This window comes from Spirillospora sp. NPDC047418 (assembly GCF_040643275.1).
Taxonomy (GTDB): Bacteria; Actinomycetota; Actinomycetes; order Streptosporangiales; family Streptosporangiaceae; genus Spirillospora.
Map to the genome: position 1 here is coordinate 14203 of NZ_JBEYTW010000075.1, position 14039 is coordinate 28241.

8 protein-coding genes are annotated in these 14039 nt (G+C 68.6%); 4 read left to right on the forward strand and 4 right to left on the reverse strand.

The window, feature by feature from the left end; translation table 11 throughout:
* Positions 1–1839, forward strand: coding sequence for an ABC transporter ATP-binding protein (locus tag ABZ806_RS33435; protein WP_500221448.1), 1839 nt, complete (start codon positions 1–3; stop codon positions 1837–1839).
* A 534-nt stretch (positions 1840–2373) separates the two neighbouring features.
* Entirely contained in the window at positions 2374–4206 is a 1833-nt protein-coding gene (locus tag ABZ806_RS33440) for a transporter substrate-binding domain-containing protein (protein ID WP_500221449.1), read from the forward strand.
* A gap of 457 nt (positions 4207–4663) precedes the next feature.
* Here ABZ806_RS33440 and ABZ806_RS33445 read toward each other — a convergent pair whose 3' ends face one another.
* Entirely contained in the window at positions 4664–4870 is a 207-nt protein-coding gene (locus ABZ806_RS33445) for a DUF397 domain-containing protein (RefSeq protein WP_500221450.1), read from the reverse strand.
* A gap of 13 nt (positions 4871–4883) precedes the next feature.
* On the reverse strand, positions 4884–5744 hold the full coding sequence (locus ABZ806_RS33450; protein ID WP_500221451.1) for a helix-turn-helix domain-containing protein: 861 nt from the start codon (positions 5742–5744) through the stop codon (positions 4884–4886).
* 195 nt (positions 5745–5939) lie between these two features.
* Here ABZ806_RS33450 and ABZ806_RS33455 point away from each other — a divergent pair, with 195 nt between their 5' ends.
* On the forward strand, positions 5940–6197 hold the full coding sequence (locus ABZ806_RS33455) for a hypothetical protein (protein WP_500221452.1): 258 nt from the start codon (positions 5940–5942) through the stop codon (positions 6195–6197).
* Positions 6194–6616, forward strand: coding sequence for an ATP-binding protein (locus tag ABZ806_RS33460; protein WP_500221453.1), 423 nt, complete (start codon positions 6194–6196; stop codon positions 6614–6616). Before ABZ806_RS33455 ends, ABZ806_RS33460 begins: the two co-directional genes overlap by 4 nt.
* A gap of 350 nt (positions 6617–6966) precedes the next feature.
* On the opposite strand, the gene ABZ806_RS33465 is transcribed toward ABZ806_RS33460, so the two are convergent.
* Both ABZ806_RS33465 and ABZ806_RS33470 read right to left on the reverse strand, forming a co-directional pair.
* Positions 6967–11856 carry a DNA repair ATPase gene (locus ABZ806_RS33465; RefSeq protein ID WP_500221470.1) on the reverse strand — a complete coding sequence of 1630 codons (4890 nt, stop codon included), beginning with the start codon at positions 11854–11856 and terminating at the stop codon, positions 6967–6969.
* A gap of 133 nt (positions 11857–11989) precedes the next feature.
* Positions 11990–14008, reverse strand: coding sequence for a flotillin family protein (locus tag ABZ806_RS33470; RefSeq protein WP_500221454.1), 2019 nt, complete (start codon positions 14006–14008; stop codon positions 11990–11992).
* Positions 14009–14039 lie beyond the last annotated feature (31 nt).

The following is a 14039-nucleotide window of genomic DNA, read 5'->3' on the forward strand; positions in this document are numbered from 1 at the left end:
GTGCTGGGGGTACGGGGTGGCTCCGGGGACGCTCGGTCGCCCCGGCGGCGAGCGGTTCTGCTGGCCCTGCGCTATTACTGCGATGTGCTGCGCCGCCAGTGGCGTATCTCGCTGCCGGCGCTGACATTACCGGCGCTCGGGAACACCTGCCTGTTCTACCTGACACCGCTGATGGTGGCCGCCCTGGTCGGGCACCTGGCCGACGGCGGGGAAAGCGACCTCGCCGCGCTCCTGCCCTACGTTCTCGGCTTCGCCGGCCTGATGCTGGCGGGCGAGGCGCTGTGGCGAGCGGGACTGCACTTCCTCAACCGGACGAACGGCCGCGGCATCGAATGGCTCGGCATCGTCGGCATGGACGAGTTGCTCGCCAAAGACACCGCCTTTTTCCACGACAACTTCGCCGGTTCGCTGACCAAACGGATACTGAGCTTCTCCGGCGGCTTCGAAAATTTCGCGGACACGCTCACTTTCTCGGTCGTGGCCAATGTGATCCCGCTGTCCTTCGCCTCGGTGATCCTGTGGCGGTATCACCCGCTCCTGGTCGTCGTCCTCGTCGGACTGATCGTCGTGACCGGCTTCCTCGTCACCCCGTTCATCCGCCGCCGGCAAGTGCTGGTGGACGAGCGGGAGGCGGCCAAAGTGCGAGTGTCGGGCCACGTCGCCGACGTGGTGACCAACATGGAGACGGTCCGTGCGTTCGCCGCCGAGGAGCGGGAGGCCGCCGAGTTCCGCGGCCGGGTCGCCGAGCAGCACCGCCTGTCGCTGCGCTCCTGGGACTACGCCAACCTGCGGGTCGACACGATCGTGGCTCCGATGTCGGTCCTGACCAGCGCCCTGGGGCTCCTCGTCGCGGTGGCACTCCACGGCGGACTCGGGGTGGAGGGCATCGTGGTGACGTTCTCCTACTACACCAACGCGACACGGATCATGTTCGAGTTCAACCAGATCTATCGGCGGTTGGAGAGCACGCTCACCGAGAGCGCGCAGTTCACCGAGTTGCTCCTCGTCCCGCCGACCGTCGTGGACCCGCCCGACCCGCAGCCGTTGCGCCCGGCCGATGCCGCGGTCCGCTTCGAGCGGGTGCTCTTCGCCCATGGCGACGGCCCGCCCCTGTTCGAGAAGCTGGACCTGGAGATCCCCAGCGGCGCCAAGATCGGCCTGGTGGGCCGGTCCGGCGGCGGCAAGACCACCCTCACCCGGCTCCTGCTGCGTCTCATGGACGTCGACGGCGGCCGGATCCTCGTCGGCGGCCAGGACATCGCACGGTTGCGCCAGAGCGACCTGCGCGGCCTGATCGCGTACGTCCCGCAGGAACCCGCGATGTTCCACCGGTCGGTGCGCGACAACATCGCCTTCGCCCGGCCGGGCGCCACCGAAGCCGAGATCCTCCAGGCCGCGCGGGCGGCACACGTCACCGAGTTCGTCGAGAGCCTCCCGGACGGGTTCGACACGCTGGTCGGCGAGCGAGGCGTGAAGCTCTCCGGCGGTCAGCGGCAGCGCCTCGCCCTCGCCCGCGCCGTCCTCCGGGACGCCCCGATCCTTCTCCTGGACGAGGCGACCAGTGCGCTGGACTCCGAAAGTGAACTCCTCGTCCAGGAGGCTCTGTGGCACCTGATGCGCGACCGCACCGCACTCGTCGTCGCGCACCGTCTCAGCACGGTCGTCCGCATGGATCGCCTTGTCGTACTCGACCGCGGCCGCGTCCTTGAAGAGGGCACCCACCGGGAACTCCTCCAGTCCAAGGGCCCGTATGCCCGTCTCTGGCACCACCAGTCCGGCGGCTTCCTCACCGACGAAGCCGCCCCGAGCGCCGCCGACCGCCAGCCCGCGACCGGCTGACCCACGGCGGTTCAGGGAACGACCACTACGGCGCCCCGCAAGCAACGTCGTACCCGCGCTCTTCGGCGCTTCGGCAGCGCATCACGAACTCCGCACCCGAGCCGGCATCAAAAAAGGTTGAACTGGCATGGGAAGCCAGCCATGCTCCGTACTGATCACAGCTCCCTCGCGATCACGAGGGATTTAACGACGGGCTTATAGGGGACGATGTGCCAGCCGAAAACAGATTGCGCCGGTTCGTTGTGCGGTCTGCCAGCGGTGGGCGCGTAACGGTGATTAGGCTGGCGGGTGCGGGTGCGGGTGCGGGCAGCGAGTGGACGCACTCGGGTGGGTTGGACGTGCTTGCGGACCATTTGAAGGTCCGTGGCCGCTGGCACCGATATCCCGATGGTGGCGAGGAAGCGTGGAACAAGCCGCCGGGTGGCGACACCGATACGATTGCTCGCAGTGACCCGGCATGAGCGGCCCTCATGGCCTGTCGGTACCGTCGGCAGGGTCGGTAACCTCTGCGGGCGCCACGATCAGGGTGGGGTAATGGAAAACTTGCGGTTGCATCGACTGATTATCTGTGTTGATATTGAGCGTTCTTCTGAATTGTCCGACTCGTGGAAGGCTGTCGCGCGCCAGGGCATGTACGAGGCGCTGCGGAGCGCATTCAACGCATGCGAGATCGCGCTGGATGACCACGACCACGAGGACCGTGGTGACGGTGCGCTCATAGTGCTGTCAGCGGACGTACCGAAAGATCGTTTGTTGAGCAGGCTGCCGCTGGAACTGGTTGTCACGTTGGCCCGACATAACGTCTCCGAACCACGGGCACGGGTCAGGTTGCGGATCGCCGTCCACGCCGGTGAGGTTCTCAAGGACGCTCACGGCTTCGTCGGTACCGCGGTAGACAAGGCATTTCGCCTGTCTGAGGCTCCGCCGCTGAAGGATGCTCTGGCCGCAAGCCCGGCGCTGGTGGCGATCATCACTTCCAGCGACATTTATCAGGACGTGATCTGGCACACTCCGGCTGCCAGGCCCGAGAGTTACCTGCCTATCAGGGTCTCGGTGAAGGAGACCGACACCACGGCCTGGATCTGCCTGCCCGACGCACCGGATTTCTTGAGCCGAACCCTGGACCATCAGCGTGACAGGCCACAGTGGCAGGAAGCGGAAGCCGCCCCTTCATGCATGGCAGACGCTCCTCGGGTTGGCTCCGGACACGCCGCCTTGTCCACAGGCAACCCTCGCTCCGGTGGCGATGATTCGGCCGGGTCCGCGGACCATCCACATATAGGGCCGTCGACAACATCAGATTCAGGCCCTCGTGCGGACGACGTGTCGGGGTTCGGGAGTGCCGGACGCGGCCAACGCCCCCCTCGCCTCACGTTCGGCGGGAGATCTCGGATCGTGGTGGGGGCAGTGTGCCTGGCTCTTCTGGCCGGCGGCGGATGGCTCACGTGGGACCAACTGAGCAAGCCGGATACGGTGAACGCCCAAACGCACAAGTGGGATCCGAATAAATCTGCCACCCTCCGCAAAATTGCACAAAGAAACGGAACGATCGTCATCGGAATTAAAAGAGCCCAGCCCGGTCTGAGTAAAAGAGTCGAGGGCGATCCTTCGAAATTCGACGGGGATCCTTCGAAATGGGACGGGTTTGATGTGGAGATAGCCAAGCGAATCGCCGGGCGTCCCGAACTGAAGCACTCGCACCTCGTGTTCAAAGATGTCTCGTCCGCAAATCGCGAGGACGGAATTGACCGGGGCGATCTGGACCTGATAGTGGGGAGCTACAGCATCACTCCTGAACGCAAAGAAAAGGTAGATTTCGCGGGCCCATACTTCGTCACCAGTCAGGGGATATTGATGTATGGAGGCCGAGATGGCATGTACATCAAGAACAGATATGGAAGCCGGATTCCGGAGCGGGTAAACGGATGGGCTGAACTAAAGAATGTGGCAAAGGAGCCTGAATACAAAGAAGAATTTCTAGTGTGCACCTCTGCTGGGTCGACTTCGGAAAAAGAGCTAGGGAAAGTCAAAATAAAGACTAAGTCGGTGACGGACTATCAACAATGTGCGGATGATTTGAAGCGTCCAGAATCTGATTATTCTGCCATGGTCACCGACAGGGCCGTCCTGGTCGGCTTTCAGGGGGACGGGCTCAAGATGATTAAAGATCCAATCCCAGGCACCACGCAGTACTGGGGGATCGGACTAAAGAAGGGAGATGGCTTTATGAAGCATTTGGTATGTGAGGCCCTTCGAGACCTGGCAAAGAATGGGGGAGGATGGTCCAAACTACGCGGAAAGTATCTTTCTGAACTCGGCAGTGAGAGCGCGACCCCGCCAGAAATGACTGAGTGCGATGATGTTTAAATTGGTCGGCGAGATGCTACAGAAATTGGCGTAGCGGCCGCAGTGGCGCAGTAGCTCGCGGTGTCGTGGACGACTGCGCCGTTCTTCCAGGGATCGGAAGCCGCCGGGCGCCTTGGATCAGTGACTCACGTCCATCCCAAGTGCATTGTCCTGTTGGATGCCAAGCGACGCATAAGTGACCTGCCGGTATGCCACCCGCGGTGGCCGCCGTTCTGGCAGGAACGAGTTTGTGTCAGCGTGGATGCTGTATGTGAGTTCGTCCAGATCTTCGCCCAGCAGTACCGCGACGAACGTCCGCTCTTCGGCATGAGGTCGTCCCGGCCCCTAGCGTGTAGCCGGGCAGTGGCCTATCGGCCGCTGATGCAGGGGCACGCGATGCTCAACGCGCCGTACCCCGGTCGCAGTCCCTCATGCCCCGCTGGCGGCACGGGAGCCGGGCCCTTGGCGGCGGTACCGGTCAGAGGTCGTGGGTACCGCGCTTGACCGCGTGGAGGAATCGGGACCACTGGCCGGTGGGGATGGTCAGGACGGGCCCGGCGGGGTCCTTGCTGTCGCGGACCTTGACATGTGTGCGCAGGTCCGCGAGTTCCACGCAGGCGCCGCCCGCTCCGTTGCTTCGGCTGCTCTTGCGCCATGTCGCGCTGGTCGAGCTTGGCGGAGCCACGCCGTACTTCCTCTCACTCGCTCAGGCCCTCGGCGAGACGCCTGATGAAGGCTTTGGATGCTTCCGGGGACAGGGCAGATGCCCGCAGATGATCCGAGACGAGTGTATAGCGCTCGATGTCGGTTGGTTGCTCTAGATATTGGCTGCTGGTGAGGTCTTCGATGTAGACGATGTCGTCGGCGTCCTGCTCGGGAAACGTCAGGCGGTGGAAGGACGTCCCCATGGACGCATGGGCTCCCTGGTCGAATGGCAGGACTTGCAGGGTGACGTGTGGAAGGTCCGCCAGTTGCACGAGGCGGCGCAACTGTGCCGCCATCGTCTTGGGGCCGCCGACCATGCGGCGCAGCGCGGCCTCGTCGAGGACGACCCAGAGTTCGAGAGGGTCGGGCTGAGTCAGCAGGGCTTGCCGTGCGGCGCGGGCCGTGAGTTGCCGCTCGACCTCGTCCGATTCGAGCGAGGGGCGGTGCGCACGGATGATCGCTTCCGCGTAGTCATCGGTCTGCATGAGGCCCGGAACCAGGTCCGCCTGGTAGATCATTAGAGCCTTGGCGCCGTCCTCAAGGCCGACGTAGTTCCGGAACCAATGAGGGAAGGCGTCCGAAAAGGAGTTCCACCATCCGCGGTGGTGGGCCTGTTTGCGGAGTGCGCGAAGCGTACTCCGCGTTTCGTCGTCCACCTCGTAGACGTCGAGCAGGTGATCGAGGTCGTCGGCCCGGATGCCGGTACGGCCAGTCTCGATGCGGCTGACCTTCGACTCCGACCATCCGACTGCACGGCCCACTTCGGCACAGCTCAAACTGCGATCTTCGCGGAGCTGTCGGAGGACGCCGGCGAGGCGTCGTCGACGAGCCGTGGGGCTTGAGCGCGGGGGCATATGCAGGTCCTTGTCTGATTCGTCCTTGCGGACTTTTGTTCGTCTCTGCAACTGGCTTGTAAATCTGCAAGATGCAATCTAGCTTGCAGGTGCTCAGTAGCAGTATGTCAGCCGTCGATGACGGACGGTGTCCGATCGGCGAGGCCGAGTTGTGGGGTGATGATCTCGATGGAGAGACCCGGTAGGCAAGGAAGCGTGACGCTGGAGCGGTTCGAACTGCTGGTCGGGCTCATGTGGGCCCTGCGCGGGGTGGGGCGGGGGTCGGTGCTCTACCTGGACGCGAGGGCCGAGCCGGTGCTTTCGGTCCCCGTGCCGTTCCGGCGGCGGTCCATGGCGGTCCTCGGCGTCCAGGAGTACGACGGCGGGTGGGCGTTCCTGTGGGACGGGGTCTGCAAGGCTCCGGCCGGGTCCACTCTCATGGCCGCGCGGCGGATCGCGGAGGTCGAGCGATGATCGTCTGGGACGTCGGGTACACGGAGCGGCTGTGTTCGGGTGGTGTGTTGGACGTCCGGCAGGTCCGGGCGCATGTTCGGCGGATGTTGGCCGAGACCCTGGCGGCGCGCGACCACGGGTTCGACGCGGGGGACGTCGATCTGATGGTCTGCGAGATCGCGACGAACGCCGTCCGGCACAGCGCGACCGGTTCGGCGGGCGGCGGGGTGTGGGTGACCATGCTCTTCGCGTCCCGCCGGATCCGGGTGGAGATCCAGGACGACGGCGGCGCGCGGGCGGTTCCGGCGATCCCGTCCCAGGGCGGCGGATGGGCCGAGTCCGGGAGGGGCCTCCTGGTGGTGGACGGGCTCGCCGACCGGTGGGGCACGTCCGTCGGGAACACCGGTCAGACCACGGTGTGGTTCGAGGTGGCCGGGTGAAGCGGGTGCTCCGGGGGATTGGGCGGCCTCGTCCGGAAGGGCGGGAGGAGTGGCCCGAGGCTGTGATCTTGTTCGCCGGGCCGGGCGCGAGTGCGGTGTCCACGAACGTCGACCGGGTCACCCGTCGTTGACCTGCGGCGTGTTGTTGTTTCCGACGCGCTGATAACAACAACACGCCGCAGGTCAACGCAGCCGGTGAACCTTGGTGGACACCGCGCTGGCGGAGAGGGAGATCGTGCGGGCTTCTGCTTGGCGGCGCGAGGCGTTCGATTTGTGGGAGCAGTACGAGCGGCAGGTGGGGAAGGGACTGTAAGGCGGACGCGCGTTTCCGGGCGCGCGTCCGCCACTTTTCATCGGGCGCGGAGGGCCTTTTCTATGGCGGCGAGTTTGTCCGCCAGGTGGAGAAGGGCGCCTACGGATGGGTCTTCGGTGTTGCCGGCGAGTGTGCGGGAGCGCTGGTAGGCGGTCTTGATCTCCGTCCAGCGGTCGGCTTCGGGCTGGGTCAGAGTGCCTCGGAGTTCGGCGAGTTTGAGGCGGTTGGCTTCGGCGTCGGAGGTCAGGGTCTGCGACTCGGCCTTGTAGTGGTCGTCGATCGCCGCTTCCAGTTCGGTCGCGTTCATGACCGGGAGGATGCGTTCGGCGAGTTTGTTCATGTCGCGGTAGGAGCCCTGGAGGCGGAACGGCGGTTCGGTTCGGGACGCGTCGTCCTGGGCCGCGGAGGCTATGTAGGCGCGGTTCACCGTCAGGACGGTCTGCTGGACGTGGATCAGCTTTTCCAGGACGGAGAGGATCTCGTCCAACTCGGCCTGGGAGTAGGGGTGCGCCAGGCGGTCGGGGCGGACGGTCTCGTCGCCCGAGGCCAGGCGGACGAGCAACTCGACGTCGTCGCGGTCGCGGGTCGTGAGGGGCGCCAGGACGGGGTTCGAGGTCAGCGTGTTCTCGATGTAGCTGAGCGCGAACAGGTCGTCCTTACCGGAAAGGACATCGCCCAGGTTCCACACATCCGCGCGGTTGGCGAGCATGTCGGGGATGCGGAAGCGCCGGCCGGACTCGGTGTACGGGTTGCCCGCCATGCAGACGGCGAAGCGCTTGCCGCGCAGGTCATAGGTGCGGGTCGCTCCCTCGATGCGGCGCTGGGCGTCGCAGAGGGGAATGAACTTCTGCAGGAATTCGGGCGACGTGTGCTGGATGTCGTCCACGTAGAGCAGGACGTTGTTCCCCATTTCGAGCGCGAGGTTGATCTTCTCGACCTCGCGGGCCGCCGTCGCGTTGGGCGCCTGAGCCGGGTCGAGGGACGTCACGTCGTTGCCGAGGGCGGGGCCGTCCACCCGGACGAAGGCCAGGCCGAGGCGGTCGGCGACGTATTCCATCAGGGTTGTCTTGCCGTAGCCGGGCGGTGAGATGAGCAGGAGCAGGCCCATCTGGTCGGTGCGCTTGCCTTCGCCGGTGGCGCCGAGTTGTTTGGCGAGGTTGTCGCCGATGAGGGGCAGGTAGACCTCGTCCACGAGGCGGTTCCGGACGAACGCGCTCATCGTGCGGGGCTTGAGACCGGCGAGGCCGAGGCGCTTCTCCTCGGACGCGATCAGGTCGTTGCGGGTCTTCTGGTAGGCGCGGAAGGCGGGGACGCGTTCGGCGCGGAAGCGGTGCGTGCGGGCGAGCAGTTCGTCCAGGCGCAGGACGAGCCTGCGGTCGGCGATGCGCGGGTGGTCGCCGAGCAGGTCCTCGATCGTCGCGGTGAGCGCGGCGGGGGAGTCGTAGCGGTCGGACGCGCAGAGCAGCGTCGCGACGGCCTCGGGGACGTCGGCCGGGTCGCCGTCCGCGCCGGTGCCCAGGTAGGAGGTGAGCCAGGCTTCGGCGAGCTGGTGGCGCGCGGCGAGAGTGCCGGCGCCGCGCAGGTCGTCGTCCAGGGTGCCGTCGCCCGCCGCCTGGGCGAAGCCCTTCAGGAGCGTGCGGGCGCCCTGGCTCGTCACGAAGCCGTCGGGTGCGGCGGCCAGTTCCTCGACCAGGTACTCGGCGGTGAGCGGGTCGGGTGCGGGCAGTTCGTGCGCCGTTGCGAAGCCGGTGATCGACGCGGCGAGTTCGGTGGTGAGGCCGGTCAGGGCGTCGGCGCGGCCGAAGGCTTCGCGGGCGCGGACGAGGGAGCGGGCCCGGGTCGTCCAGGTGGAGCGTCCGGCCTCGTCGGTGCCGTGCGTCCAGAAGAGCTGCGCGGTGGCGCGGGCCGCGCCCGGGTAGCGGAGCAGGCCCGCGTCGGAGCGCAGGCGCAGCAGCGCCTCCAGGATGCGGGCCGCGTCGTGGTCGTGGACGCCGCGCTCGTAGCCCTCGTCGTAGCGGTCGGCCGCCGCGTCCCGGACGAGGGTGAGCAGGCGGCCGTCGGCGGCGGCCCGCCGCAGGTCGGTGAGGGATGACGCGGCCAGGATCGACGCCGCGAGGTATTCGGCGCGGTAGGTCTCCGGGGTTTCCGAGACGAGGGTCTGGTTCCACAGGTGCCGGGTCGCGGCGAAGCCGTCGTCCCGGACGGGCCCCCGGTAGTCGGTCCCCGTGATCGCGAAGGCGACCGTGTCGCGGTGCGGGACGAGGGTCAGCTCGATCGGCCGGGTGTTGACCGCGAACCGGTGCCGGCCCAGCCGGATCGTCCCGCCGCCGTCCCCGTACAGGTCGAGGCGGTCGCGCAGCGCGCGGCCGGCCTCCTGGCGGGCGGCCTTGACGCGCCCCTCCAGCTCCTCCGCGCGGACGCCGTCGTCCAGCCCGCGCAGCTCGCCCGCGATCGACCGGAGGCGGGCCACCATCGCGTCGGTGGCGAAGTAGGTGTTGACCTCGTCCGGCGAGGTGAGCGCGGCGGCGCGGCGGCGGACGCCGGTGAGGATGCGCTCGGCCGACCCGGTGAGCCGGTCGGTGCGGCGGGCGCGCTCGTCCAGCAGCGTCTGCTTGCGGGACGAGAACGCCTCGTAGACCTCGGTCCGCTTCGTCTCCAGCTCGGCGAGGAACTCGTCCAGCTCGGCGAAGCGGGCCTGGAGCGTCTCGACGCGGAGCAGCAGGCGGCCGAGCTGCTCGTCGCAGTCCTCGGGCGTGGCGGCGGTGGCCAGGGCCCCGGCGATCGACTGGTCGAGCAGGGCCAGTTCGGCGGCGAACGCGGCACGGCCCTCGCGTCCGAGCAGGTCGCGGCGCCGGACGTCCAGGACGGCGCGGGCCCGGTTCAGGCCGCCGAGCACCTCGCCGACCCGCTCCAGGATCGCGGTCCGGGCGGTCGCGTCGGTGATGTCGAGGTCGCCGACGACCTCGGTCACGACCTCCAGCCCCTCGTTCTGCGCGGCGAGGAGGTCGGCGAGCGGGGCGGCGCCGGCGGCCGTCCCGATGGCGCGGGCGGCCTCGGTGACGCGCTCGACCTCGGCGTGGTAGCCGGTGAAGGCGTCCTCGCGCTGGAGGAAACCGACCGCGCCCTCGCCCGCGTCCCGGAGCTCGGCCCGGACGGATTCGGCGAGCTCGTCGATCCGGGTGGTGTCGACGTAGCGGAGGCCGCGCAGGGTCTCCAGCCGGCCCTGGGCGCGGCGGAACTCCGCGAGCCGGGAGATCCAGCCGTCCGCCGTCGCCGGCGGCTCGGTCCGCGCGCCGCGGGCCAGCGCGGCGATGCCGTCGGCGGCCTCGGAAACAGCGGAGACCGCCTGCTCGGTCAGCGCCTGGACCTTCTCGAACTCGTCCAGCACCTGGCCCGCCGTCGAGCGGACGTCAGCCAGCGGCGCGGTGACGCCGCCGAGGTCCCCGCCGCCGAGCCAGGGGTACAGGTCCGCGACCCGCGTGCAGGACGCGATGAGCGCCTCGAACACCCGCGTGGACGGCGACATCTCGTCCACCATCCGGGTGATCGACAGGCATTCGGAGATGCCGCGGACCAGGTCGGCGTTCCCGACCCGCTCCAGCGGCCCGGTGCCGACCGGCTGCGCGGCGGCGTGCGCGTCCGACACGTACGGGGTCGCCCAGATCTGCATCGGGTGGACGCGGGACGGCTCGTCGGAGAACGCCCGCATCACGACGAGCGTCCCGTCCTCGAACAGCGAGTACCCGTGGCAGGTCACCGGCGTCGCGACCCGCTTGCGGATCACGTTGTAGGGCAGCAGCAGCGACCGGCCGTCCTCCCGCGAGTGGAAGACGTACAGGACGTCCTCGCCGTTGGGGGAGCGGATGACCCGCTCGTACTCCAGCCCCGCCACGTCGGTGTCGAACGTCTTCGCGGCGCCGGTGTCGAGGTAGTAGCCGCCCGGGAAGATGATGCCGTGGTCGTCGGGGAGCCGCCGGCACGCCTGCTCGATCCCGTCGAGCCGCGTGACCTCCTTCGTGCGGACGTTGAACACCAGGTGCCGCCACGCCGGCTCGTTGTAGGGCCGGATCCGCAGCAGGACCAGCGCCCCGACGCGGGCGTGCAGGACGTCGGCGTCGGCGAGCGACTGCAGCGGCTCGTCGACCGGCTCGGAGTAGATCCCCTCGCCGGTGCCGGTGTTGTCCTCGATCTTCACCGTGAGGGTGCCGCCGATGGTCTCGACGAACAGCTCGCCGCCGATCGAGATGTGCGGGTGGCGCCCGAGGACGTGGTCGTCCCGCGTGGTCTCGACCCAGTCGACGTCGTGCGCGGGCGGGAACGAGTGGTCGCGTTCGCCCTGGTTGTCCTCGTAGGCGACGGTGCCGTCCGGGGCGGTCCGCCACCGCAGGACGCGCAGGTCGGTGAGGCGCGGGCCGGTCTGGAAGACCGCGAGCAGCCGCCCGTCCACCAGCCGGAGCTGGAGCAGCCGCGCTTGCCGGTAGTACCGGTACATGTCGGCGAAGTCGCGCGCGAAGCGCGGGTCGTCGAGCAGGCCGGGCACCGCCTCCGGCCCGGCCGGGACGAACGCGATGCCGTCCCCGTCCCGGGTGAACCGGTGCAGGGAGAACACGTCGCCGACGGCCGTCTCCGGCTTCAGCCCGAGGAAGACGTTGTAGCCGAACAGCATCACCCCGCCGAGCGCCACCACGTCGCGGGGTACGCAGCTGTGCGCCGTCCGGATCCGCTCGGTGCCGGCCAGCCGCATCTCCGTGCCGCCGAACACCTCCAGCCGCCGCGCGTTCAGCGCCTCCGCGCGGCGCGCCAGCTCGCCGGCGTGCCCGGCGAGCCGCGCCCGCAGCACCTCGTACGTTCCGTGGTCCAGCCCGGCCCTACCGTCCTCAGCCTGGGCGTCCCCGGCCTGGGCGCCCGCGGTCTCGGCGGCCTCCATGACGACCTCGCTCACCGTCTCTCCCCTCTTCCCCGAAGTCCACGCCGTCCCCGTGCCGCCGGTCCGCTCCGGCCGCGGCGGGCCGCCGGTCCGGCGGCCCCCGGACGCGACGACCCGCCGCAGATCCCTTCGATCAGCCGGCGGTCACCGCGGTTCCATTGACCTGCGCCAGCGGCGCGTCGGCGACGCCGAGCCGGCGGGCGGTGTCCAGGAGGTCCTGGAGGCCGGCCGTCTCCGGGCCGCCGGACTTGATCAGGCGCAGCAGCAGCGCCGACAGCGTGAGGTCGCGGACGCCGCCGGCGTCGATCGAGCCGAGCAGCCGGGTCACGTCGTCGGTGAAGGACGCCGTCCCGTCCAGCCACGGGCCCGCGAGCGACTGCGCGACCTCGGAGTTCCGGACGAAGCCGTCCACGCTCTTGCCGAGCCCGATCGAGCCGACCAGCCGGTCGAAGAACACCGAGTCGCCGCCGACGATGTCGATGTCGGCCTTCTCCAGCCCGGCCGCGAGGACGCTCGCCTGCGCCTCGGCGACCTGCCGCTGCACCTCGATGCCGGCCAGCCGGACGTCCTTCTCCGCCTCCAGCCGCAGCCGGTACTCCTCGTGCTGGCGGGACGCCTCGTCCAGCGCGGCCATCGCGCCGGCCTTCTCGTGCAGGCCCTCCGCCTCGGCGCGCAGGCTCTCCCGGATCCGGGCGGCCTCCGCCATCGCCATCTCCTGCGCGGCGAGCGCCTCGGCGCGGCCGACCTTCTCGATCGCCGCGGCGTCGCGCTCGCGGACCTCGACCTCGGCGAGGCCGGGCGCGGCGGACTCGGCGCGCAGGCCCTCGGCCAGCCGGACCTTCGCCTCCGCGTCCAGCTCGGCGGCCTGCCGGCGGGCCTCCGCCATCGTCAGCTCCTCGCGGGCCCGGTGCTGCGCGGCGGCCTCCGCTGCCTCGGCGGCCTTGATGTCCTTGACCAGGTTCTCCTGGGCCTCCGCCTCCGCGTGGATGATCACCGACTGGCGGGCGCGCTCGGCCTCCTCGACGGTGCGCAGCCGCTTGATGGCCTCCTCCTGCTCGGCGACCGTCCGCTCCACCGCGATCCGCTCCCGGACGACGTTCGCGATCTCCCGCTTCTCCGCCTCGACCTCCTTGTCGGCGGCGATCCGGGTCAGCTCGGTCTCCCGCTCCCGGGCGATCACTTCCAGCAGGCGGTCCTTCTCGATGCGCTCGCTCTCGATCGCGAGGACGCGCTCCTTGTTCTTCGCGGCGACCGACACCTCGCGGTCCTTGTTCTCGTGCTGCACGCCGAGCTGCTCGTCGGTGCGGATGTGCGCGGCCTGCGCCCGCAGCCGCTCCTCCGCCTTGACCCGCTCGGTCTCCGCCTGCTCGCGGGCCCGGACGGTCTCGATCTCGCGCTCCTGGCGGAGCTCGGCGTCGGCCTGGCGGCGCTCCAGCTCCAGGATCGCCTCGCGCGCCTCCACGTCCTGGCGGGCGATCTCCTTCTCCTCGTTGCGGGTGAACTCGTTGGTCCGGACGTGCTCGATCGCGGTCAGCTCGGTGATCTTCCGGATGCCCTGGGCGTCCAGGATGTTGGTCTTGTCCAGGGAGAGCAGCGACGTCTGCTCCAGGTAGTCGATCGCCGCGTCCTCCAGGCTGTAGCCGTTCAGGTCCGTGCCGATCACCTGGATGATGTGGTCGCGGAACTCGTTGCGGCGGGTGTAGAGGTCGGCGAAGTCGAGGTGCTTGCCGACGGTCTTCAGCGCCTCGGAGAACTTCGCGGCGAACAGTTCCTGCAGCGTGTCCTGGCTGCTGGCGCGCTCGGTGCCGATCGCCTGCGCGACCTTCACGACGTCCTCGACGGTCTTGTTGACGCGGACGAAGAACGTTATGCGGATGTCGGCGCGGATGTTGTCCTTGCAGATCAGCCCGTCCCGGCCGGTCCGCTCGATCTCGATCGTCTTGACCGAGATGTCCATCAGCTCGGCCTTGTGCAGCACCGGCAGGACGACCGCGCCGGTGAAGGTGACGTCGACCTTCTTGAGTTTGGAGATGATCAGCGCCCGGCCCTGGTCGACCTTGCGGAACAACCGGCTCACCATCAGCACGAGGCCGAGGGCGATGAGCAGGGCGAGCGCGAGGAGCACACCGGCTCCTATGGTGATGGTGTCCATCGGGATCCCTGTTCTGCTGGGGGACGAGGTC

Bases quoted from the DNA above. Each gene is read 5' to 3' on its own strand.
- ABZ806_RS33460 (WP_500221453.1), top strand. From the start codon at position 6,194: ATGATCGTCTGGGACGTCGGGTACACGGAGCGGCTGTGTTCGGGTGGT.
- ABZ806_RS33440 (WP_500221449.1), top strand. From the start codon at position 2,374: ATGGAAAACTTGCGGTTGCATCGACTGATTATCTGTGTTGATATTGAG.
- ABZ806_RS33450 (WP_500221451.1), bottom strand. From the start codon at position 5,744: ATGCCCCCGCGCTCAAGCCCCACGGCTCGTCGACGACGCCTCGCCGGC.
- ABZ806_RS33470 (WP_500221454.1), bottom strand. From the start codon at position 14,008: ATGGACACCATCACCATAGGAGCCGGTGTGCTCCTCGCGCTCGCCCTG.
- ABZ806_RS33465 (WP_500221470.1), bottom strand. From the start codon at position 11,856: ATGGAGGCCGCCGAGACCGCGGGCGCCCAGGCCGGGGACGCCCAGGCT.